Genomic DNA, 20839 nt, shown 5'->3' on the forward strand with positions numbered 1-20839 from the left:
GCCGTGGCACATGCGTGTGCCCGGCCCCGGTTTTTTCGCATTGGCTGGATTCCATGACGCTTTCCCTTCCGGCGCCGCGCGCGGCGCGCCACATCTACGCGGCCGCGCTGCTGGCCTGCTCCGTCTCCGCAGCATGGGCCGCCGAGCCGGCCAAGGCGGCGGCATCCGCACCCACGGCCGCAGTCCCCGCTGATTCCGTGGCACGCACCACGGCCGCCGTGCAGGCCACGCCCGAAGCCGACCTGCGCATCACCTATGAAGCCATGAGCGTGGGCAGCGACGGCGTGCAGCGCAGCAGCGTCTATACCAACCGCGTCTACCGTCGCAAGGCCCAGCTGTGGATAGAGCGCGAAATGCCCGCCGCCCTGCGCCAGAGCCAGGAGCACGGTCACGACCATGCCCACGGCCCGCACGCCGGCCACGCCCATGACGAAGCCCGCGCCGCACCCCTGTCCATCCGCCGTGCCGATGACGGCAAGGTCGGCGTGGAAGTCATCCTGGCCAAGCTGCGGCGCGTCATCAGCGTGGACCTGGCCCACCACGGCAACGTGGGCTACGGCGGCTCCTTCGACAACGTGTACTGGATCGTGCCTCCCACCGCGCTGCAGGGCATGGAGCGCGTGGGCAAGCCGCACAACGGCGTGCAGCGCTACCGCGGCACGGCAGGCGAGCAGACCACTGTCATCGACTGGGACGTGGCCAACCAGTTCGCCCGCCGCGTGGAGCGCAGCGACTCCCACGGCACCGAGCGCATCGTCGTCACCGCCAGCAAGCTGCCCGCACCGCTGGCCCAGCCCTGGAAGGCCATCGAAGGCTACGACAAGGGCGACTACTCCGATCTGCTGGATTGAGCACCTGACACCCCAATGCAAAGAGCTGCCCGGAGGCAGCTCTTTTTTATTCCCCATTTCAATGCTCAAACGCATGGCGCTGGAAACCGGCGCAGCCTAACACCAGGGGCGCCGAGCAAGAGCCGCCTCGCGGCGATGGCGCCGTCCCCCTTCAGGGGGAAGCCGCGCAGCGGCTCAGGGGGAGGCCAGTTACACCTGTGCTCCGGAGTCTTTTACGACCTTGCTCCACTTCGTCGATTCGGCCTTGATGTAGGCGAGGAATTCGGCCGGCGTGTCGATCACGACGTCACCGCCCTGGTCGTTGATCTTCTTGACCACGGCCGGGTCCTTGAGCACCTTGGCAATGGCCGTGTACAGGCGCTGCTGCACGGCAGCGGGCGTCTTGGCCTGGGTCCACAGGCCGAACCACGAAGTGGCTTCGTAGCCGGGCACGCCGGCTTCGGCCACGGTGGGCACATCGGGCAGTTCCGGCGAGCGCTTGGCCGTGGTCACGGCGATGGGACGCAGCTTGCCCGAGCGCACATGCTGGATGGCCGAGGGCATGTTGTCGAACATGATGGCGATCTGGTTGCCCAGCAGGTCGGTGATGGCCGGGGCGCTGCCCTTGTAGGGCACGTGCACCATGTCCAGGCCCGTCATGGAGCGGAACAGCTCGCCCGACAGGTGGATGGAGCTGCCGCTGCCCGAGGAGCCGTAGTTCAGCTTGCCGGGGTTGGCACGCGCATAGGCGATCATTTCCTTGACGGTCTTGAACGGCTGGCTGGGGTGGGCTACCAGCAGGTTGGGCACGTTGGCCACGCGCGTCAGGGGCGAGAAGTCCTTGATGGGGTCGAAGCCGGGCTTGGCGTAGAGCGCGGCATTGATGGCATGCGTGCCCACGGTGCCCATGAACAGCGTGTAGCCGTCGGCCGGCGCACGTGCGGCGGCCACGGCGCCGATGTTGCCGCCCGCGCCGGGCTTGTTGTCCACGATCACGGTCTGGCCCAGCTCCTGCTGCAGCGCCTGGGCGACGATGCGCGCCAGGATGTCGGTGGTGCCGCCAGCGGCGAAGGGCACGAGGATGGTGATGGGCTTGCTGGGGAAGCCGTCCTGGGCCAGGGCGGCGGTGCCGGACAGGGCGCCGAGCGCGGTCAGGGATGCGGCGGCCAGCGTCTGCAGGCCACGGCGGCGGGTGAAACGGGTGGTTTGATCAAACATCGAGAGGTCTCCTGATTCGGCAATAAGGTGGATGGCCGGGCCCGGCAACGCCGGGCTGGGCCAGGGCAATGCCCTGTGTGGCGCACGCCTGTGCAGGCGGGCGCTTCCAGTGGTTCTTCTTGAAGGGGGTTGTGCCTGGGAAGGCGTTCGGTTAAACGGGTCGGTCAGACGGGCGCCACGCCCAGCGTGGTGCCGCCGCAGATGTAGAGCACCTGGCCGGTGACGAAGCCGTTGTCGGGCGACAGGAAGAACAGCGCGGCGCGCGCCACGTCTTCCGGTGTGCCCATGCGGCCCACGGCAATGCTGTTGAGGATGCGCTGGGTCTGCGGCGCGCCTTCGGGGTTGCTCTTGGTGAACAGCTCGGTGGCGATGGGGCCGGGGCCCAGGGCATTGACCGTGATGCGGTCGCGGCCCAGCTCCATCGCCAGGGTGCGCGTCAGGCCGATCAGGCCCGCCTTGGTCGCCGAGTAGACGATGCGGTCGGGCTTGCCCAGCGCGGCGCGCGAGGACATGTTCACGATGCGGCCCTCGCCGCAGGCACGCAGCGTGGGCAGGAAGGCCTGCACCAGCAGCATGGGCGCGCGCAGGTGCAGTCCCACCACATCGTCCAGATGCCGGGTGCTGGCGTTGTCGATGGTGCCGGGACGCGTGGCGCCCGCGTTGTTGACCAGGGCCACCACGTTGTGCGCGGCGGCAATGCGGGCCGCCGCCTCGGCGGTGGCCTGCTCGCTGGTCAGGTCGGCCTGGTAGCTCACCAGCAGCGGATGGCTCCAGTCGGGCAGCACGTAGTCGAGATTGACCACGGCGCGGCCCTGGGCCAGCAGGGCCTCGGCGATGGCGCGGCCGATGCCGTTGCTGGCGCCGCTGACCACGGTGACGGGTGTCTTGTTGTCCACGGTGCTCATCGCTGTCTCAGACCTTTTCCAGGATCACGGCAATGCCCTGGCCCACGCCGATGCACATGGTGCACAGCGCGTAGCGGCCGCCCAGCGTGTGCAGCTGGTTCACGGCCGTGGTAGCCAGGCGGGCACCGGAGGCGCCCAGCGGATGGCCCAGCGCAATGGCGCCGCCCCATTGGTTGACGCGGCGGTCATCGTCGGCAATACCCAGATCGCGCAGCACGGCCAGGCCCTGCGCGGCGAAGGCTTCGTTCAGCTCGATCACGTCCATCTGCTCCAGCGTCAGGCCGGTCAGGGCCAGCACCTTGCGCACGGCAGGCGCGGGGCCGAAGCCCATGATGCGCGGGGCCACGCCGGCCACGGCCATGCCGACCACGCGGGCGCGGGGCACCAGGTTGTATTGCCTGGCGGCTTCCTCGTTGGCCAGCAGCAGGGCGCAGGCGCCGTCGTTCACGCCGCTGGCATTGCCGGCCGTCACCGTGCCATCCGGGCGCACCACGCCCTTGAGCTTGGCCAGCGCCTCGATGGTGGTGGCGCGCGGATGTTCGTCCTGGCTCACCACGATGGCGTCGCCCTTCTTCTGGGCAATGGACACGGACACGATTTCCTTGGCCAGGTAGCCGGCCGCGATGGCGGCGGCCGCCTTTTGCTGGCTGGCCAGGGCCATGCGGTCCTGGGCTTCGCGCTCGATCTTGAAGTCGTCGGCCACGTTCTCGGCCGTCTCGGGCATGGAGTCCACGCCGTACTGCTGCTTCATCAGCTTGTTGACGAAGCGCCAGCCGATGGTGGTGTCGTACACGGCGTTGCTGCGGCTGAAGGCGCTTTCGGCCTTGGGCATGACGAAGGGGGCGCGGCTCATGCTTTCCACGCCGCCCGCGATCATCAGGCGGGCCTCGCCCGCCTTGATGGCGCGCGCGGCCGTGCCCACGGCGTCCAGGCCCGAACCGCACAGGCGGTTGATGGTGGCGCCCGGCACATCGATGGGCAGGCCGGCCAGCAGGGCGGACATGCGCGCCACGTTGCGGTTGTCTTCGCCGGCCTGGTTGGCGCAACCGTAGAGCACGTCGGCCACGGCCGTCCAGTCCACGCCGGGGTTGCGCTCCATCAGCGCCTTGATCGGCACGGCGCCGAGGTCATCGGCACGCACCGGGGACAGGGCGCCGCCGTAGCGGCCGAAGGGGGTGCGGATGGCGTCGCAGATGAAGGCCTGGTTGGACTGGCTCATGGTGTCTCCTGGGAAAAGAATGAAGAGGTGCCGGGGTGCGCCGCAGCGCACCCACTGGGGGAGCGGAGGGATCAGGCCGTGGCCGTCGCGTCCTTGATGGGCAGGCCCACGATGGACTGCAGCTCGGCGTGCGAGAGGCCGGGCACGGTGTCGATCAGGCGCAGGCCCTCGGGCGTGCATTCCAGCGTGCACAGGTCGGTGTAGATGCGCTTGACGCAGGACAGGCCCGTGAGCGGATAGCTGCAGGCCTCGACGACCTTGCATTCGCCGGTCTTGGTCAGCAGGTCCATCATCACCCAGGTCTGGCGTGCACCCACGGCCAGGTCCATGGCGCCGCCCACGGCGGGAATGGCACCGGCCTCGCCCGTGCTCCAGTTGGCCAGGTCGCCCGTGGCCGAGACCTGGAAGGCGCCCAGCACGCAGATGTCCAGGTGGCCGCCGCGCATCATGGCGAAGCTGTCGGCATGGTGGAAGTAGCAGCCGCCCGGCAGCAGGGTGACGGGCTGCTTGCCGGCATTGGTCAGGTCATAGTCCTCCTGGCCTTCGGCGGGCGCCGGGCCCATGCCCAGGATGCCGTTCTCGCTTTGCAGGATGACCTCGCGGCCGGCCGGGATGTGGTTGGCCACCTGGGTGGGCATGCCGATGCCCAGGTTGACGTAGGCGCCGTCGAAGATGTCTTCGGCCACGCGCCGGGCCAGCTCTTGCTTGCTGCGTTTCTGGTAGCTGCTCATGCTCTTGCTTTCGGCGGTTGGGGCGCTCATGCGGTTTTCTTGAAGCCGCCGGCCTGGGTGGCCACGCGGTCGATCTTCACGATCTGGCTCACGTAGATGCCGGGCGTGACCACGGCCTCGGGGTCCAGCGCGCCCAGCTCCACGATCTCGTGCACGGTGGCGATCGTGTGCTTGGCCGCCGTGGCCATCACGGGCCCGAAGTTGCGGGCCGACATGCGGTAGGTGAGATTGCCCCAGCGGTCGCCCTTCTCGGCCTTGACCAGTGCCACGTCGCCGTGGATGGGATGCTCCAGCACATAGTGCTTGCCGTTGATCTCGCGCGTTTCCTTGCCGTTGGCCAGCTCCGTGCCATAGGCCGTGGGGCAGAAGAAGCCGCCGATGCCGGCGCCGGCGGCGCGCAGGCGCTCGGCCAGGTTGCCCTGGGGCACGAGTTCCAGCTCGATCTTGCCGCTGCGGTACAGGTCGTCGAACACCCAGCTGTCCACCTGGCGGGGGAAGCTGCAGATGATCTTGCGCACCTGGCCGCTCTTGAGCAGCGCGGCCAGGCCCTGGTCGCCGTTGCCCGCGTTGTTGTTGACCACGGTCAGTTCGCGTGCGCCCTGGGCGATCAGGCCGTCGATGAGTTCGGTGGGATTGCCCGAGGTGCCGAAGCCCCCGATCAGCACGGTGGAGCCGTCCTGGACGCCCGACAACGCCTCGGCGATGGTGTCGGTGATTTTGTTGATCACTTGCTTGTCTCCGGTATGCAGGCCGCTGGCGCTGCGCTAAGATGTTCGTATGTAGAACAAAAGTTCGCAGAAAGAATTATAGAGCCATGGAAAAAAATGCCGCTTCCGTAATTTCCACAGGTGGGGTTGAAGAAGAGGGCGGTACGCCGCGCCCCGGCGACAGCTATGTGCAGTCCTTTGCGCGCGGCCTGGGCGTGATCCGCTCGTTCAGCGCCGAGGCGCCTGCGCAGACGCTCAGTGAGGTGGCGGCGCGCACGGGGCTCACGCGCGCCGGGGCCCGGCGCATCCTGCTGACGCTGCAGACGCTGGGCTATGTGAAGAGCGATGGCAAGCTGTTCCAGCTCACGCCGCGCATCATGGAACTGGGCTTTGCCTACCTCAGTTCCACCCCGGTCTGGAACCTGGCCGAGCCCGTGATGGAGAACCTGGTCGACGAGGTCAAGGAGTCCTGCTCGGCCGCCGTGCTCGATGGGGGCGACATCGTCTATGTGCTGCGCGTGCACACCCACAAGATCATGAGCACCAACCTCAGCGTGGGCTCGCGCCTGCCGGCCTGCTGGACCTCGATGGGGCGCGTGCTGCTGGCCGGCGAGAGCGATGAATCCCTGCAGGCCCTGCTGGATGCGCGCGAGCGCCGCCAGTTCACGGCGCTGACTGAGCAGGACGACGAGCGCCTGCGCCAGCGCATTCTGGAGGTGCGCGCCCAGGGCTGGGCCCTGGTGGACCAGGAATTGGCCGAAGGCCTGATCTCCATCGCGGCGCCCGTGAAGAACGCGGCAGGGCGCACCGTGGCCGCGCTCAACATCAGCGGCCAGGCCAACCGCAACAGCGCCGAGATGATGCGCGTGCAACTGCTGCCCCGGCTGCTGGCCGCCACGCAGCTGGTGAGCCAGCTGTTGAGGGCCTCGTCGCGTCTTTCCCTGTAAAACGGAGTGTGGCGCAGTGCGGCAGCGCGGGGCGGGGCGGGGCGCTCCATAATTGCCGCTCCACGCCCTGCACCCGCTTGCCTGCACCCAGCACCATGGCCCGCCTGCCCAGACTCACCATTGCGGATCTGCCGCACCACATCATCCAGCTCGGCAACAACGGCGCGGACATCTTCATCGATGCCCAGGACCGGGAGACCATGCTGGAGCTGCTGCGCGAGATGGCGCGCAGCTGCGAGCTGGCCGTGCATGCCTACGTGCTCCTGCCCAGCCAGTTCCACCTGCTGGCCACGCCGCGCACCGACGATGGCCTGCCCAGGTTCATGCAGGCCGTGGGCCGGCGCTATGTCCGCTACTTCAACGACCGCCACGGCCGCAGCGGCACGCTGTGGGAAGGCCGCTATCGCGGCACGGTGCTGCAGCCCAGCTGGCTGCTGCCCACCATGGTCTTCATGGACGACAGCCCCGTGCGCGCCGGCCTGGTCCAGCGGCCGGCCGACTGGCCCTGGTCCAGCTACGCGCACAACGCCGGCCTGCGCAGCGACGCGCTGATCCAGCCGCATGCCGTGTTCTGGGAACTGGGCAACACCCCGTTTGCGCGCGACGCGGCGTATGTGTCGGCCGTGGAAGAGGGCGTCAGCAGCGATGACGGCGAACGCATCAGCCAGTCGGCGCTGCGGGGCTGGGCGCTGGGCGATGAGCAATTCATTGCCGATTTACAACAGCGCACCGAGCGCCGAGTGACCCGCCAGCGCGCCGGCCGTCCGCCAGGACGGACCAATGAGCGCACCACAACAGTGCGTTAGTACCCACTGATGGCCTGCAAGTGCTTGATTCCTCATCGCAGGCCTCTGTGAAATAAATATGTCCCTCATTAATTTCCGATTTTTTTGTTCTGGAATTAATTGGGATCTGACCCTTATATAAATTTATTGCATGAGGTGATGCCTTGCCTTAATCTTGCGTTCCCTGCGAAAAATTTGAGGATTCCGCCATGACGACGGCTGCCGAGATCAAGCATCTCCAAGACCACGGTCTGTACTCCAAGAGCAACGAGCACGACGCCTGCGGCCTCGGCTTTGTTGCGCATATCAAGGGCGTCAAGCGCCATGACATCGTCACCGGCGCGCTCAAGATCCTCGAAAACATCGACCATCGCGGTGCCGTGGGTGCCGACAAGCTCATGGGCGATGGCGCGGGCATTCTGATCCAGATTCCCGACCAGCTCTACCGCGAAGAGATGGCAAAGCAGGGCGTGGCCCTGCCGCCCGCGGGCGAGTACGGCGTGGGCATGATCTTCCTGCCCAAGGAACACGCCTCGCGCCTGGCCTGCGAGCAGGAGATGGAACGCGCCATCAAGGCCGAAGGCCAGGTCCTGCTGGGCTGGCGCGATGTGCCCGTGAACCGCGACATGCCCATGTCGCCCACGGTCCAGGAAAAGGAACCCATCCTGCGCCAGGTCTTCATCGGCCGCGGCGCGGACGTGATCGTGCAGGACGCGCTGGAGCGCAAGCTGTACGTGATCCGCAAGACGGCCAGCGCCGCCATCCAGAACCTCAAGCTCAAGCACAGCAAGGAATACTACGTTCCCAGCATGAGCAGCCGCACCGTGGTCTACAAGGGCCTGCTGCTGGCCGACCAGGTGGGCGTGTACTACAACGACCTGTCCGACGAGCGCTGCGTCTCGGCCATCGGCCTGGTGCACCAGCGCTTTTCGACCAACACCTTCCCCGAGTGGCCGCTGGCCCACCCCTACCGCTACGTGGCCCACAACGGTGAAATCAACACCGTGCGCGGCAACTACAACTGGATGCTGGCGCGCGAAGGCGTGATGGCCTCGCCCGTGCTGGCCGAGGACCTCAAGAAGCTCTATCCCATCAGCTTCGCCGGCCAGTCCGACACGGCAACGTTCGACAACTGCCTGGAACTGCTGACCATGGCCGGCTACCCCATCAGCCAGGCCGTGATGATGATGATTCCCGAGCCCTGGGAACAGCACGAGTCCATGGACGAGCGCCGCCGCGCCTTCTATGAATACCACGCCGCCATGATGGAGCCCTGGGACGGCCCGGCCTCCATCGTGTTCACCGACGGCCGCCAGATCGGCGCCACGCTGGACCGCAACGGCCTGCGCCCCTCGCGCTACGTGATCACCGATGACGACCTGGTCATCCTGGCGTCCGAAGCTGGCGTGCTGCCCGTGCCCGACAGCGCCATCGTGCGCAAGTGGCGCCTGCAGCCCGGCAAGATGCTGCTGATCGACCTGGAGCAGGGCCGCCTGATCGAGGACGACGAGCTCAAGGCCAACATCGTCAACACCAAGCCCTACAAGCAGTGGATCGAGAACCTGCGCATCAAGCTGGGCAGCGTGGGCGGTGACACCCATGCCGGCCCCGAGGCCGCCAGCCTGCCGCTGCTCGAGCGCCAGCAGGCCTTCGGCTTCACGCAGGAAGACATCAAGTTCCTGCTGGCCCCCATGGCCAAGAACGGCGAGGAAGGCATCGGCTCCATGGGCAACGACAGCCCGCTGGCCGTGCTGTCGGACAAGAACAAGCCGCTGTACAACTACTTCCGCCAGATGTTCGCGCAGGTGACCAACCCGCCGATCGACCCCATCCGCGAAGCCATCGTGATGTCGCTGGTGTCCTTCATCGGACCCAAGCCCAACCTGCTGGACATCAACCAGGTCAACCCGCCCATGCGCCTGGAAGTGCACCAGCCCGTGCTGGACTTCGCCGACATGGCCAAGCTGCGCGACATCGAACGCCACACGCAGGGCAAGTTCAAGAGCGCAACGATCGACATCACCTACCCGCTGTCCTGGGGCAAGCAGGGCGTGGAAGCCAAGCTGGCATCGCTGTGCGCGCAGGCCGTGGACGCCATCAAGGGCGGCGCCAACATCCTGATCATCAGCGACCGCCATGTGAGCGCCACGCAGGTGGCCATCCCCGCGCTGCTGGCGCTGTCGGCCATCCACCAGCACCTGGTGCGCGAGGGCCTGCGCACCACGGCCGGCCTGGTCGTGGAAACGGGCACGGCGCGCGAAGTGCACCACTTCGCCGTGCTGGCAGGCTACGGCGCCGAGGCCGTGCATCCCTACCTGGCCATGGAAACCCTGGCCGACATGCACAAGGAGCTGGGTGGCGACCTGTCGGCCGACAAGGCCATCTACAACTACGTCAAGGCCATCGGCAAGGGCCTGTCCAAGATCATGTCCAAGATGGGCGTGTCCACCTACATGTCCTATTGCGGCGCCCAACTGTTCGAGGTGATCGGCCTGAACAGCGACACCGTGGACAAGTACTTCACCGGCACGGCCAGCCGCGTCGAGGGCATCGGCGTCTTCGAGATCGCCGAGGAAACCATCCGCAACCACCGCGCGGCCTTCGGTGACGATCCCGTGCTGGAGACCATGCTGGACGCCGGTGGCGAATACGCCTGGCGCGCCCGTGGCGAAGAGCACATGTGGTCGCCCGACGCCATCGCCAAGCTGCAGCATTCCACGCGCTCCAACAACTGGAGCACGTACAAGGAATACGCCCAGCTGATCAACGACCAGAGCAAGCGCCACATGACGCTGCGCGGCCTGTTCGAGTTCAAGGTCGACCCGGCCAAGGCCATCCCGCTGGACCAGGTCGAGTCGGCCAAGGAGATCGTCAAGCGCTTTGCCACGGGCGCCATGTCGCTGGGCTCCATCAGCACCGAGGCCCATGCCACGCTGGCAGTGGCCATGAACCGCATCGGCGGCAAGAGCAACACCGGCGAAGGCGGGGAAGATCCCCAGCGCTACCGCAACGAGCTCAAGGGCATCCCGATCAGGAAGGGCGAGACCCTGGGCTCCATCATCGGCGCCGACAAGGTCGAGGCCGACATCGAGCTGCAGGACGGCGACTCGCTGCGCTCCAGGATCAAGCAGGTGGCCTCGGGCCGCTTCGGCGTCACGGCCGAGTACCTGTCGTCCTCGGACCAGGTGCAGATCAAGATGGCCCAGGGCGCCAAGCCCGGCGAGGGCGGCCAACTGCCCGGCGGCAAGGTGTCCGACTACATCGGCAAGCTGCGCCACTCCGTGCCCGGCGTCGGCCTGATCTCGCCCCCGCCCCACCACGACATCTACTCCATCGAGGATCTGGCCCAGCTGATCCACGACCTGAAGAACGTGGCGCCGCACGCCGACATCTCGGTCAAGCTCGTGTCCGAAGTGGGCGTGGGCACCATCGCGGCCGGCGTGGCCAAGTGCAAGAGCGACCACGTGGTCATCGCAGGCCATGACGGCGGCACGGGCGCATCGCCCTGGTCGTCCATCAAGCATGCGGGCTCGCCCTGGGAAATCGGCCTGGCCGAGACCCAGCAGACCCTGGTGCTCAACCGCCTGCGCGGCCGCATCCGCGTGCAGGCCGACGGCCAGATGAAGACCGGCCGCGACGTCGTCATCGGCGCGCTGCTGGGCGCCGACGAGTTCGGCTTCGCCACGGCGCCCCTGGTCGTCGAGGGCTGCATCATGATGCGCAAGTGCCACCTGAACACCTGCCCCGTGGGCGTGGCCACGCAGGACCCGGTGCTGCGCGCCAAGTTCTCGGGCAAGCCCGAGCATGTGGTGAACTACTTCTTCTTCATCGCCGAGGAAGTGCGCCAGATCATGGCCCAGCTCGGCGTGGCGAAGTTCGACGACCTGATCGGCCGCTCCGACCTGCTGGACACCCGCAAGGGCCTGCAGCACTGGAAGGCTCAGGGCCTGGACTTCTCGCGCCTGTTCGCCCAGCCCGAAGTGCCCGCAGACGTGGCACGCTTCCATGTCGAAAAGCAGGACCACCTGCTGGACAAGGCGCTGGACGTGAAGCTCATCGAGCGCTGCAAGCCCGCCATCGAGAACGGCGAGCGTGTGCGCATCATGGAAGTGGCGCGCAACGTCAACCGCTCCGTGGGCGCCATGCTCTCCGGTGCCGTGACGCGCGTGCATCCCGAAGGTCTGCCCGATGACACCATCCGCATCCACTTCGAGGGAACTGGCGGCCAGTCCTTCGGCGCCTTCCTGTGCAACGGCATCACGCTGAACCTGCGCGGTGACGCCAACGACTACACGGGCAAGGGCCTGTCCGGCGGCCGCGTGGTGGTGCACGCCAGCCATGAGTTCCGTGGCGATACCACCAGCAACACCATCGTGGGCAACACCGTGATGTTCGGTGCCACCAGCGGCGAGGCCTTCTTCGGTGGCGTGGCCGGCGAGCGTTTCGCGGTCCGCCTGTCTGGCGCCACCGCCGTGGTCGAAGGCGTGGGCGACCACGGCTGCGAATACATGACCGGCGGCACCGTGGTGGTGCTGGGCAAGACCGGCCGCAACTTCGCCGCCGGCATGAGCGGCGGCGTGGCCTATGTCTACGACGAGGATGGCCGCTTCGCCGAGCGCTGCAACAAGGCGTCCGTCTCGCTGGACCAAGTGTTGCCCCACGACGAGCACCTGGCCCAGGTCTCGCCCGCCGTCTGGCACCGCCGCGAAACCGACGAGCGCCAGCTGCGCGCGCTGATCGAGGCGCACAGCCGCTGGACGGGCTCCAAGCGCGCCCGCGATCTGCTGGACAACTGGGCGGCGGCCCGCTCCAAGTTCGTCAAGGTCTTCCCCAGCGAGTACAAGCGTGCCCTGTCCGAGATGTACGAGCGCCAGGTGATGGAAGAGCCCGCCACGCCCGAGGTCGAGGAACACGCCAAGGAGGCGGTGGCCGCCAAATAACAAGGAAGCGAAGGATGCGGGCAGCAGCCCGCATCCATCCCTGCACCCCACACATCAGGACAACGAATCATGGGAAAGACCACCGGCTTCATGGAATATGAGCGCCTCGAGGAGGGCTATGCGCCCGTCGCCGAGCGCGTGAAGCACTACAAGGAATTCGTCATCGGCCTCGATGACAGCCAGGCCAAGATCCAGGGCGCGCGCTGCATGGACTGCGGCACGCCGTTCTGCAACAACGGCTGCCCGGTCAACAACATCATTCCGGACTTCAACGACCTGGTCTTCCACGGCGGCTGGAAGAGCGCCAGCGCCGTGCTGCACAGCACCAACAACTTCCCCGAGTTCACGGGCCGCATCTGCCCCGCGCCCTGTGAGGCCGCCTGCACCCTGAACATCAACGACGACGCCGTGGGCATCAAGTCCATCGAGCACGCCATCATCGACCGTGCCTGGGCCGAAGGCTGGGTCAAGCCGCTGCCCAGCAGCCGCAAGACCGGCAAGAAGGTGGCCGTGGTCGGCGCCGGCCCCGCAGGCCTGGCGGCCTCGCAGCAGCTGGCCCGCGCCGGCCATGATGTCACGCTGTTCGAGAAGAACGACCGCGTCGGCGGCCTGCTGCGCTACGGCATTCCCGACTTCAAGATGGAGAAGTCGCACATCGACCGCCGTGTCGAGCAGCTCGTGGCCGAAGGCGTCAAGATCCGCACCGGCGTGCTGGTGGCGGGCAAGGACGGCCTGGGCGAAGACTCCAAGGTCACCAACTGGGCCAAGGAAACCGTCAGCCCCGAGCAGCTCATGGCCGAGTTCGACGCCGTGCTGCTGACCGGCGGTGCCGAGCAGTCGCGCGACCTGCCCGTGCCCGGCCGTGAACTCAAGGGCATCCATTTCGCCATGGAGTTCCTGCCGCAGCAAAACAAGGTCAATGCCGGCGACAAGCTCAAGGGCCAGCTGCGTGCCGATGGCAAGCATGTCATCGTCATCGGTGGCGGCGACACGGGCTCCGACTGCGTGGGCACCAGCAACCGCCACGGCGCCGTCAGCGTGACCCAGTTCGAGCTGATGCCCATGCCGCCCGAGCAGGAGAACAAGCCCCTGGTCTGGCCCTACTGGCCGATCAAGCTGCGCACCAGCTCCAGCCACGAGGAAGGCTGTGAGCGCGAGTTCGCCATCGCCACCAAGGAGTTCATCGGCGAGAAGGGCCAGGTCACGGCCGTCAAGACCGTGCGCATCGAAATGAAGGACGGCAAGATGGTCGAGGTGCCCGGCAGCGAGCAGGTGCTCAAGGCCGACCTGGTGCTGCTGGCCATGGGCTTCGTCAGCCCCGTGCAGGCCGTGCTCGATGCCTTTGGCGTGGACAAGGACGCACGCGGCAACGCCAAGGCCACCACCGACTTCACGGGCGGCTACGCCACCAGCGTGCCCAAGCTCTTCGCCGCCGGCGACGTGCGCCGCGGCCAGTCCCTGGTGGTCTGGGCCATCCGCGAAGGCCGCCAGGCCGCTCGCTCCATTGACGAGTTCCTCATGGGCACGTCCGACCTGCCTCGGTGAGGTAGGCTCCCCCTGAGTCGCTTCGCGCCTTCCCCCTCTCTACTCGCTGCGCGAGGGAGGGGGACGACAGCCTTGCTGCGGGGCGGCCCTTGCTCGCTGTCCCTGGGTTTGAAGTGCGCCAGTTTCGAATGCTCCGGACTGATATGAGAGAGTACGGTGGCTAAAGAAAAAGCCCTTGGTGATGAACCAAGGGCTTTTTGCTTTTCGTGCTGCGGGGACTATTGCGCGGGCTTGTCGTCTGCGGGCTTGTCCACTGCGGTGCCGGGTTCGGCTTCTCCTTCCGGCGCCTTGGAGACGCGGCTGAACCAGCCGGCACCCAGGATGCCGATCTCGTAAAGAATGCACATGGGCACGGCCAGGGCCAGCTGGGAGATCACGTCGGGCGGCGTGACCACGGCGGCGATGATGAAGGCCACCACGATGAAATAGCCGCGGAAGGACTTGAGCTTGGCGATGTCCACCAGGCCGAAGCGCACCAGCAGCATGACCACGATGGGCACCTGGAAGGCCAGGCCAAAGGCCAGGTACAGCGACAGGATGGCCTCCACATACGATGCAATGTCCGGCGTGGCCGCCACGCTGTCCGGGGTGAAGCCCTGGATGAAGGCGAACATCTTGTCGAGCACGAAGAACTGCACGAAGGCGATGCCGATATAGGCCAGCAGGCTGCCGAAGATGATCAGCGGCAGCGCAAAGCGCTTTTCATGGCTGTACAGGCCGGGCGCCACGAAGGCCCACATCTGGTACATGATCCAGGGCAGCACGGCCAAGATGCCCACCATCATCAGTACCTTGAGCGGCACGAAGAAGGGGGTGAACACGCCGACTGCGATGAGCTTGGCATCGGGCGGCATGTGGGCCTTGATCGGGTGGGCGATGAAGTCGATCAGCCCGTTGGGGCCAGGCCATATGGCCAGCACGGCGATCGCCAGACCGATGCCGTAGATGCAGTAGAGCAGGCGGTCGCGCAGCTCCATCAGGTGCTGGACGAAAGGCTGCTCGGTGCCTGCCAGCTCGTCGTCTTTAGGTGGAATGTCGGACATGGTGCGAAACCGCGGCGGGCCGCAAGGGCGTCCACGGACCTGGTATGAAAAGCAGAAAGCCCGACGGATCGGGCAGGGTGGGGCGATGGCGGGTGCCCGGGTGGCAGAGGCTGGGCCGGTTGCCTCGTGGCCCGCTGCGCGCCAGCATCTTCAGCGGGACTTCTGGGGACGAAAGCGCGCCACGCGCGCCGCGCCCGACTGCGCCTTGGTGCGCACGCCGGCACGGGCCTTGTACCACTGGGGCACGGCGGCACGCTTGAGGCGCCAGTTCTTGCCCGGGTGGCGGTAGGCCGGCGCCACGGCGCTGTACGTATCGCTGTCGGAGCCGTAGGAAGAGGAGTCGTACGAGGAAGACGTGCCGTTGAGCGATGCCGTGGACTCGTTCCAGTCCTTCTCGAAATTGGCGGCCGAAGTGTGGATGGACTGCTCGACGTCACGCGCCGCGCCTTCCACCGTGTCCTTCATCTTGCGCAACTCGTCGAGTTCCATCGAACGGTTGACCTCGGCCTTCACATCGGAGACGTAGCGCTGGGCCTTGCCCAGCAGGGTACCGACGGTGCGCGCCACGCGCGGCAGCTTCTCGGGGCCGATGACCACGAGAGCCACGGCGCCGATCAGCGCCATCTTGGACAGACCGATATCAAACATGGAGGCTTGGCGTGCGGAGCATCAGCTCTTTTGCTTGGCTTCGACGTCGATGGTGGCCTTGTCGGTGGCTGTCTGGCCTGCAACCTGGCCAGGGGCAGCTGCGGGGGTGTCGGTGGAGGTCGAGCCGTCCTTCACACCGTCCTTGAAGCCCTTGACTGCACCGCCAAGGTCGGAACCGATGTTCTTCAGCTTCTTGGTTCCGAACACCAGAACCACGATGGCCAGGACGATCAGCCAATGCCAGATGGAAAACGAGCCCATGAGAATCTCTCCTAAGAATTGCAGATCATTTTAGACGCCGGGCCATGGCGGCAGTTCGCAAGGCCCCACAAAAGCCGTTCGGCCGGCGCATGTACGCAGAAGCCGCAAGCAAGAGGCGGGCCATCTTGCGCGCAAGCCTGCGTCCAGCAAAGGCTTCAGCCCTTCAGCCAGGGGCGGGGGCCGCCCATGACATGGATGTGCAGATGGTGGACTTCCTGTCCGCCCTCGGTGCCGGTGTTGACCACCAGACGGAAACCGCCATCGGGATACGGATTGCAGCCTTGCTCGGCGGCCAGGCGGGGCGCCAGCACCATCATGCGGCCCAGCAGCGCAGCGTCGTCGGCCTGGACCTGGGCCATGGAGGGGATGTGCTTCTTGGGCACCATCAGAAAGTGGATGGGCGCGCCGGGATGGATGTCGTGGAAGGCGAAGACTTCATCGTCCTCATAGACCTTGCGGGAAGGGATCTCGCCTTTGATGATGCGGCAAAACAGGCAGTTCGGGTCGTGGTCGTGCATGGCGCTACGGGAGTCCTGGGAAGCTGGCGGTGGATCGAAAAATCAGGGTGAATTGTCGTTGATGTGCAGTGTCTGGCGCACGCCGATGTCGCTGCGGTGCTGCTGGAGCCAGTGCTGTCCTTGCTCGCGCCCCAGTTCGAACAGCTCGCGCACGAAACGCATGTCGGAGCGCGTCTTGGTCGAGGCGCCGTAGCCCTTGAGCACCGCGCCGCCGTCCACGCGGTGCAGCAGCACCTTTTTGTAGCGTGCCGGGTCCAGCTTGCCCTGCTCCAGCAGGCGCTTGACGAACTCGATGGCGCGCAGCTCGGACAGCAGGCCGGCGTTGAAGGTGACCTCGTTCATGCGGTCCATGATGTCGGCCGCCGTGTTGGGCAGGTCGGTGTGCTCGATGGGATTGATCTGCACCAGCAGGATGTCGCTGGAGGCCGTGCCGTAGATCAGGGGATACAGGGCGGGATTGCCCGAGAAACCGCCGTCCCAGTAAGGCTCGCCATCGATTTCCACGGCCTTGAACAGCTGGGGCAGGCAGGCCGAGGCCATGACCGCGTCGGCACTGAGCCTTCTGCCCGAAAAGATGCTTCCCCGGCCCGTGCGCACATTGGTGGCGCAGACAAAGACCTTGGGCACCACGCCCTCCACGGGCGGATGCGTCAGCGCCTCGAAATCCACGACCCGTTCGAGCAGCTTGCGCAGCGGGTTGATGTCCAGCGGGTTGGTCTGGTAGGGCGAGAAGAACTGGTTGAGCACGCCCATGAAGGGGCTGCCCGGCAATGGCGCGCCCCACATCAGGCTGCCCATGGTGCCCACGCCTTCCCACAGTTCGGTCAGCGAGGCGCGGGCCAATTGGGCGCCCAGCGCCTGGGCGGCCACAGGATCGCTTTCCTGGCGCGCGGCCTGGGCAAAGCCCTGTGCCAGGGCCACGGCATTCATGGCGCCGGCGCTGGTGCCGCTGATGCCGTCGAAGACAAGGCTGCCGTCTTCAAGCAGTGCGTCCAGCACGCCCCAGGTCAGGGCGCCGTGCGAGCCCCCGCCCTGCAGGGCGAGGTTGATCTTGCAGGTCGGGGTGGAGGACATGGCGGGCGGGCCGGCGGCTTCAGCGGTCCACGGCCTGGTTGCGGTTCATGGCGACCATGCCGCGCACGATGCGGTACAGGAACCAGATGGAGATCACCGTCCAGGCGATCCAGCCGGGCACGAAGAACAGCAGCCACAGCGGTGCCGTGACCAGGTACAGGATGCCGGCCCAGACCACGCTGCGGATGCGCCACGAGAAATGGTTGGCCATCCAGCTGCCTTCGGCGTCGCCGCGCTTGACCAGGTCGATGATCAGGGCGATCACCAGCAGCGCGATGCTGGGCTGGGCGCCGGGCACGACGGCGGCCACGGCCACCACCAGGTGCAGCAGGTAGCTGACCCAGCCCCAGGCCTTGAGGCCTTCGATGCGGGACTGGTCCAGGGCACGGACTTCGATGTAATCGTCATTCATGGCAGCGGTCCTTTCTCGTTCACATCACGTTCCTGGGCCTTGCGCAGCGCCTTTTCCTCGATGCCGCTGGTGCCTTCGCGGCGCTCCAGCTCGGCGACGACCTGGGCGGGCGTCAGGCCATAGTGGGCCAGGGCGATCATGCTATGGAACCACAGATCGGCCACCTCGTAGAGGATTTTGCCGGCGTCCCCGCCATGGTCTGCGTCCTTGGCGGCCATGACGACTTCGGTGGCCTCTTCGCCGATCTTCTTCAAAAAGGCATCCGGGCCCTTGTGCAGCAGGCGGGCGACGTAGCTCTTGTCGGGGTCGCCGCCGTTGGCGGGCTTGCGGCTTTCGATGACGGCGGCCAGGCGCGCCAGGGCGTCCTGCGAGGAAGTGCTTGTGGTGTCGTTCATGTTCGTGGAATTCATTTGTAGATCGATTCGGGGTCTTTCAAGACCGGATCGACGGCCTGCCACTGGCCATCGCGCAGCACGCTGTAGAAGCAGCTGTGGCGCCCCGTGTGGCAGGCAATGCCGGGCTCGTGGCCGGTCTGGGTGATCTTGAGCAGGACCACGTCGTTGTCGCAGTCGATGCGCACCTCGTGCACGGTCTGCACGTGGCCCGATTCCTCGCCCTTGAACCACAGCTTGTTGCGCGAGCGGCTGAAGTAGACGGCGCGGCCCAGCTCGGCCGTCTTGGCCAGGGCCTCGCGGTTCATCCAGGCGAACATCAGCACGTCGCCCGTGTCCTTTTCCTGCGCGATCACGGGCACCAGGCCCTGCGCATCCCATTTGACTTGATCTAGCCAGTTCATTGCCTGCATTGTGAATATCCTGGGTTGGAATCCCTGTGACAGCATTGTCAGGAATTGCCTGGATTGAAAATACACCCCCTGAGTCGCTTCGCGCCTTCCCCCCTCTCTCGCTGCGCGGGAGGGAGACGACAGCCTTGCTGCGGGGCGGCCCTTGCTCGCTGTCCCTGGTCCCTTGGGCCGCGCCGGTTTCATGGGTTGTGGGCGGCGCGGGCGCCATGGAAAACTGAAATGAAGGAGTCCGCCGACGCGCCGTATCAGAGGCGCACGGGCACGCCGCGCTCGGCCATGCGCTGCTTGGCCTGGCCCACGGTGAATTCGCCATAGTGGAAGATGCTGGCGGCCAGCACGGCGTCGGCGCCGCCCAGGGTCACGCCATCGGCCAGGTCGTCCAGCGAGCCCACGCCGCCGGAGGCGATCACGGGCACGGGCACGGCGTCGCTGACGGCGCGCGTGAGCTTCAGGTCGAACCCGGACTTGGTGCCGTCGCGGTCCATGCTGGTCAGCAGGATCTCGCCCGCGCCGCGGCGCGCCATTTCTGCGGCCCACTGCACGGCGTCCAGGCCGGTGTTCTTGCGTCCGCCGTGGCTGTAGACATCCCAGCCGGGGCCGGCGGCGCGGCCGTCGGTGCCGATGCGCTGCTCGTCTTCGGCGGTGCGGCGCTTGGCGTCGATGGCCACGACGATGCACTGCGCGCCGTACTTGTCGGAGGCGGCATTGATCACATCGGGATTGGCGATGGCGGCCGAGTTGAAGCTGGTCTTGTCGGCGCCCGCGTTGAGCAGGCGGCGCACGTCCTCGACGGTGCGCACGCCACCGCCCACGGTCAGCGGAATGAAGACCTGGCTGGCCACCGATTCGATGATGGGCAGGATCAGGTCTCGGCCATCGCTGGTGGCCGTGATGTCCAGGAAGGTCAGCTCGTCCGCGCCCTGGGCGTTGTAGCGCGCGGCGATCTCCACCGGGTCGCCCGCATCGCGCAGCTCCACGAAGTTCACGCCTTTGACGACGCGCCCTCCCGTGACGTCAAGACAGGGGATGATGCGTTTGGCAAGCATGGGCAGACTCGTGGCTAGGGCGTGAAACAAGGGCGAAAAGATACCACGCCCTCGGCGCCCGCAGGCGCTGCGGGGTTCAGCGCTTGAGACCTGCGGCCTGGCTTTGCCAGCGCCATGCGTCCTCGCACATGCGGTCCAGGTCCAGCATGGCCTTCCAGCCCAGCAGGCGCTCGGCCTCGGCGGGGTCGGCCCAGCACTGGGCCACGTCGCCGGGGCGGCGCGCCACGATCTGGTAGGGCACGGGGCGGCCGCTGGCGCGCTCGAAGGCCTTGACCATCTCCAGCACCGAGACCGGGCGCCCCGTGCCCAGGTTCACGGTCAGCAGGCCTTGCTGTTCACGCAGATGGCGCAGCGCCGCCAGGTGGCCGCGCGCCAGGTCGGTGACGTGGATGTAGTCGCGCACGCCCGTGCCGTCCGGCGTGGCGTAGTCATCCCCATAGACACTGAGCTGCTGGCGCTGGCCGATGGCGACCTGCGACACATAGGGCATGAGGTTGTTGGGGATGTCGCGCGGGTCCTCGCCGATCAGGCCGCTTTCATGGGCGCCCACGGGATTGAAGTAGCGCAGCCGTGCCAGGCGCCACTGGCCGGGCTCGGCGCGGTCCAGGTCGGCCAGCATTTCCTCGATCCACAGCTTGCTGCGGCCGTAGGGGTTGGTGGCAGACAGCGGGAAATCCTCGCGGATCGGCAGGCTGGCCGGGTCGCCGTAGACCGTGGCCGAGGAGGAGAACACCAGGCTGTGCACGCCCGCCGCCTGCATGGCCTGCAGCAGGGCGACCGTGCCGCCCACGTTGTGTTCGTAGTAGCGCAGTGGCTGGGCCACGGATTCGCCCACGGCCTTGAGTGCGGCGAAGTGGATCACCTCGCGGATGGAGTGCTCGGCAAACAGCCGGTCCAGCGCGGCGCGGTCGCGCACATCGCCTTCCACGCACAGCGGGCGCCGGCCCGTGATGCGTTCCATGCGGTCGAGCACGTCGGCGCTGCTGTTGCTGAAGTTGTCGTAGATCAGGTAGGGCTCGCCTGCGGCGGCCAGCTCCACGCAGGTGTGGGAGCCGATGAAGCCGGCGCCGCCTGTGACCAGGATCATGAATACCTCTCATTGGTGATTTTTTGGCGTGCCTAGTATCGCAATAACCCAGCTTCTCCCCGGGTTCAAGTGGGCTGAGCACAAAAGTAGGGAGAAAACACATTTGTAGACAAACAAC

General features: G+C 66.6%; 20 protein-coding genes. 5 read left to right on the forward strand and 15 right to left on the reverse strand.

Annotated elements, in window-relative coordinates; all coding sequences use genetic code 11:
• Window positions 1-53: 53 nt before the first annotated feature.
• On the forward strand, window positions 54-851 hold the full coding sequence (locus PO605_RS13825; RefSeq protein WP_047473602.1) for a hypothetical protein: 798 nt from the start codon (window positions 54-56) through the stop codon (window positions 849-851).
• A 189-nt stretch (window positions 852-1040) separates the two neighbouring features.
• On the opposite strand, the gene PO605_RS13830 is transcribed toward PO605_RS13825, so the two are convergent.
• From PO605_RS13830 to PO605_RS13850, 5 genes are all read right to left on the reverse strand, one after another.
• Entirely contained in the window at window positions 1041-2048 is a 1008-nt protein-coding gene (locus PO605_RS13830) for a Bug family tripartite tricarboxylate transporter substrate binding protein (protein ID WP_047473603.1), read from the reverse strand.
• A 164-nt stretch (window positions 2049-2212) separates the two neighbouring features.
• Window positions 2213-2953 carry an SDR family NAD(P)-dependent oxidoreductase gene (locus tag PO605_RS13835; RefSeq protein WP_047473605.1) on the reverse strand — a complete coding sequence of 247 codons (741 nt, stop codon included), beginning with the start codon at window positions 2951-2953 and terminating at the stop codon, window positions 2213-2215.
• Window positions 2954-2960: 7 nt separating this feature from the next.
• Window positions 2961-4172, reverse strand: coding sequence for a 3-oxoadipyl-CoA thiolase (gene pcaF, locus PO605_RS13840; protein ID WP_012207361.1), 1212 nt, complete (start codon window positions 4170-4172; stop codon window positions 2961-2963).
• Between the two features lie 71 nt (window positions 4173-4243).
• Window positions 4244-4903 carry a 3-oxoacid CoA-transferase subunit B gene (locus PO605_RS13845; RefSeq protein ID WP_026062883.1) on the reverse strand — a complete coding sequence of 220 codons (660 nt, stop codon included), beginning with the start codon at window positions 4901-4903 and terminating at the stop codon, window positions 4244-4246.
• 26 nt (window positions 4904-4929) lie between these two features.
• Window positions 4930-5631 (reverse strand): 3-oxoacid CoA-transferase subunit A, encoded by a 702-nt coding sequence (locus PO605_RS13850; RefSeq protein ID WP_012207359.1) that lies wholly within the window; start codon window positions 5629-5631, stop codon window positions 4930-4932.
• 86 nt (window positions 5632-5717) lie between these two features.
• Here PO605_RS13850 and PO605_RS13855 point away from each other — a divergent pair, with 86 nt between their 5' ends.
• From PO605_RS13855 to PO605_RS13870, 4 genes are all read left to right on the forward strand, one after another.
• On the forward strand, window positions 5718-6557 hold the full coding sequence (locus PO605_RS13855; protein WP_034364792.1) for an IclR family transcriptional regulator domain-containing protein: 840 nt from the start codon (window positions 5718-5720) through the stop codon (window positions 6555-6557).
• A 95-nt stretch (window positions 6558-6652) separates the two neighbouring features.
• On the forward strand, window positions 6653-7363 hold the full coding sequence (locus PO605_RS13860; RefSeq protein ID WP_017407350.1) for a transposase: 711 nt from the start codon (window positions 6653-6655) through the stop codon (window positions 7361-7363).
• A 188-nt stretch (window positions 7364-7551) separates the two neighbouring features.
• On the forward strand, window positions 7552-12282 hold the full coding sequence (locus PO605_RS13865; protein WP_272206554.1) for a glutamate synthase-related protein: 4731 nt from the start codon (window positions 7552-7554) through the stop codon (window positions 12280-12282).
• Between the two features lie 69 nt (window positions 12283-12351).
• Window positions 12352-13827: a glutamate synthase subunit beta gene (locus PO605_RS13870; RefSeq protein WP_016445557.1), complete on the forward strand. Its 1476-nt coding sequence runs from the start codon at window positions 12352-12354 to the stop codon at window positions 13825-13827.
• 218 nt (window positions 13828-14045) lie between these two features.
• Here PO605_RS13870 and tatC read toward each other — a convergent pair whose 3' ends face one another.
• The 10 genes from tatC to galE all read right to left on the reverse strand — a co-directional run bounded on the left by tatC (window position 14046) and on the right by galE (window position 20721).
• Window positions 14046-14870: a twin-arginine translocase subunit TatC gene (gene tatC, locus PO605_RS13875; RefSeq protein ID WP_272206555.1), complete on the reverse strand. Its 825-nt coding sequence runs from the start codon at window positions 14868-14870 to the stop codon at window positions 14046-14048.
• Window positions 14871-15020: 150 nt separating this feature from the next.
• The gene (gene tatB, locus PO605_RS13880; protein ID WP_012207353.1) at window positions 15021-15518 is read right to left on the reverse strand and encodes a Sec-independent protein translocase protein TatB; all 498 of its coding nucleotides are present in this window, start codon (window positions 15516-15518) and stop codon (window positions 15021-15023) included.
• A gap of 21 nt (window positions 15519-15539) precedes the next feature.
• A complete protein-coding gene (tatA, locus tag PO605_RS13885) occupies window positions 15540-15779 on the reverse strand; it encodes a Sec-independent protein translocase subunit TatA (protein ID WP_016445560.1) in 240 nt (79 codons plus the stop codon).
• A 155-nt stretch (window positions 15780-15934) separates the two neighbouring features.
• Window positions 15935-16297 (reverse strand): histidine triad nucleotide-binding protein, encoded by a 363-nt coding sequence (locus PO605_RS13890; RefSeq protein ID WP_016445561.1) that lies wholly within the window; start codon window positions 16295-16297, stop codon window positions 15935-15937.
• Window positions 16298-16339: 42 nt separating this feature from the next.
• Entirely contained in the window at window positions 16340-17371 is a 1032-nt protein-coding gene (locus PO605_RS13895) for a patatin-like phospholipase family protein (protein ID WP_272206556.1), read from the reverse strand.
• Window positions 17372-17390: 19 nt separating this feature from the next.
• Window positions 17391-17783: a DUF4870 family protein gene (locus PO605_RS13900; protein ID WP_047473621.1), complete on the reverse strand. Its 393-nt coding sequence runs from the start codon at window positions 17781-17783 to the stop codon at window positions 17391-17393.
• A complete protein-coding gene (locus tag PO605_RS13905) occupies window positions 17780-18193 on the reverse strand; it encodes a phosphoribosyl-ATP diphosphatase (protein ID WP_047473622.1) in 414 nt (137 codons plus the stop codon). Before PO605_RS13905 ends, PO605_RS13900 begins: the two co-directional genes overlap by 4 nt.
• On the reverse strand, window positions 18190-18588 hold the full coding sequence (gene hisI / locus PO605_RS13910) for a phosphoribosyl-AMP cyclohydrolase (protein ID WP_174538852.1): 399 nt from the start codon (window positions 18586-18588) through the stop codon (window positions 18190-18192). Before hisI ends, PO605_RS13905 begins: the two co-directional genes overlap by 4 nt.
• Before the next feature lie 245 nt (window positions 18589-18833).
• On the reverse strand, window positions 18834-19634 hold the full coding sequence (gene hisF / locus PO605_RS13915) for an imidazole glycerol phosphate synthase subunit HisF (protein WP_017406260.1): 801 nt from the start codon (window positions 19632-19634) through the stop codon (window positions 18834-18836).
• Window positions 19635-19710: 76 nt separating this feature from the next.
• Window positions 19711-20721, reverse strand: a complete 1011-nt coding sequence (gene galE, locus PO605_RS13920) for a UDP-glucose 4-epimerase GalE (RefSeq protein WP_047217108.1) — start codon at window positions 20719-20721, stop codon at window positions 19711-19713.
• Window positions 20722-20839 lie beyond the last annotated feature (118 nt).

The organism is Delftia sp. DT-2, from assembly GCF_028401915.1.
Taxonomy (GTDB): Bacteria; Pseudomonadota; Gammaproteobacteria; order Burkholderiales; family Burkholderiaceae_C; genus Comamonas; species Comamonas tsuruhatensis.

Coding starts and splice junctions, on each gene's coding strand:
- tatC (WP_272206555.1), bottom strand. CDS start 14,870: ATGTCCGACATTCCACCTAAAGACGACGAGCTGGCAGGCACCGAGCAG.
- PO605_RS13895 (WP_272206556.1), bottom strand. CDS start 17,371: ATGTCCTCCACCCCGACCTGCAAGATCAACCTCGCCCTGCAGGGCGGG.
- PO605_RS13830 (WP_047473603.1), bottom strand. CDS start 2,048: ATGTTTGATCAAACCACCCGTTTCACCCGCCGCCGTGGCCTGCAGACG.
- PO605_RS13905 (WP_047473622.1), bottom strand. CDS start 18,193: ATGAATTCCACGAACATGAACGACACCACAAGCACTTCCTCGCAGGAC.
- galE (WP_047217108.1), bottom strand. CDS start 20,721: ATGATCCTGGTCACAGGCGGCGCCGGCTTCATCGGCTCCCACACCTGC.
- PO605_RS13865 (WP_272206554.1), top strand. CDS start 7,552: ATGACGACGGCTGCCGAGATCAAGCATCTCCAAGACCACGGTCTGTAC.
- PO605_RS13900 (WP_047473621.1), bottom strand. CDS start 17,783: ATGAATGACGATTACATCGAAGTCCGTGCCCTGGACCAGTCCCGCATC.
- hisF (WP_017406260.1), bottom strand. CDS start 19,634: ATGCTTGCCAAACGCATCATCCCCTGTCTTGACGTCACGGGAGGGCGC.
- PO605_RS13825 (WP_047473602.1), top strand. CDS start 54: ATGACGCTTTCCCTTCCGGCGCCGCGCGCGGCGCGCCACATCTACGCG.
- PO605_RS13860 (WP_017407350.1), top strand. CDS start 6,653: ATGGCCCGCCTGCCCAGACTCACCATTGCGGATCTGCCGCACCACATC.
- PO605_RS13870 (WP_016445557.1), top strand. CDS start 12,352: ATGGGAAAGACCACCGGCTTCATGGAATATGAGCGCCTCGAGGAGGGC.
- tatA (WP_016445560.1), bottom strand. CDS start 15,779: ATGGGCTCGTTTTCCATCTGGCATTGGCTGATCGTCCTGGCCATCGTG.
- pcaF (WP_012207361.1), bottom strand. CDS start 4,172: ATGAGCCAGTCCAACCAGGCCTTCATCTGCGACGCCATCCGCACCCCC.
- PO605_RS13845 (WP_026062883.1), bottom strand. CDS start 4,903: ATGAGCAGCTACCAGAAACGCAGCAAGCAAGAGCTGGCCCGGCGCGTG.
- PO605_RS13855 (WP_034364792.1), top strand. CDS start 5,718: ATGGAAAAAAATGCCGCTTCCGTAATTTCCACAGGTGGGGTTGAAGAA.
- PO605_RS13890 (WP_016445561.1), bottom strand. CDS start 16,297: ATGCACGACCACGACCCGAACTGCCTGTTTTGCCGCATCATCAAAGGC.
- tatB (WP_012207353.1), bottom strand. CDS start 15,518: ATGTTTGATATCGGTCTGTCCAAGATGGCGCTGATCGGCGCCGTGGCT.
- hisI (WP_174538852.1), bottom strand. CDS start 18,588: ATGCAGGCAATGAACTGGCTAGATCAAGTCAAATGGGATGCGCAGGGC.
- PO605_RS13835 (WP_047473605.1), bottom strand. CDS start 2,953: ATGAGCACCGTGGACAACAAGACACCCGTCACCGTGGTCAGCGGCGCC.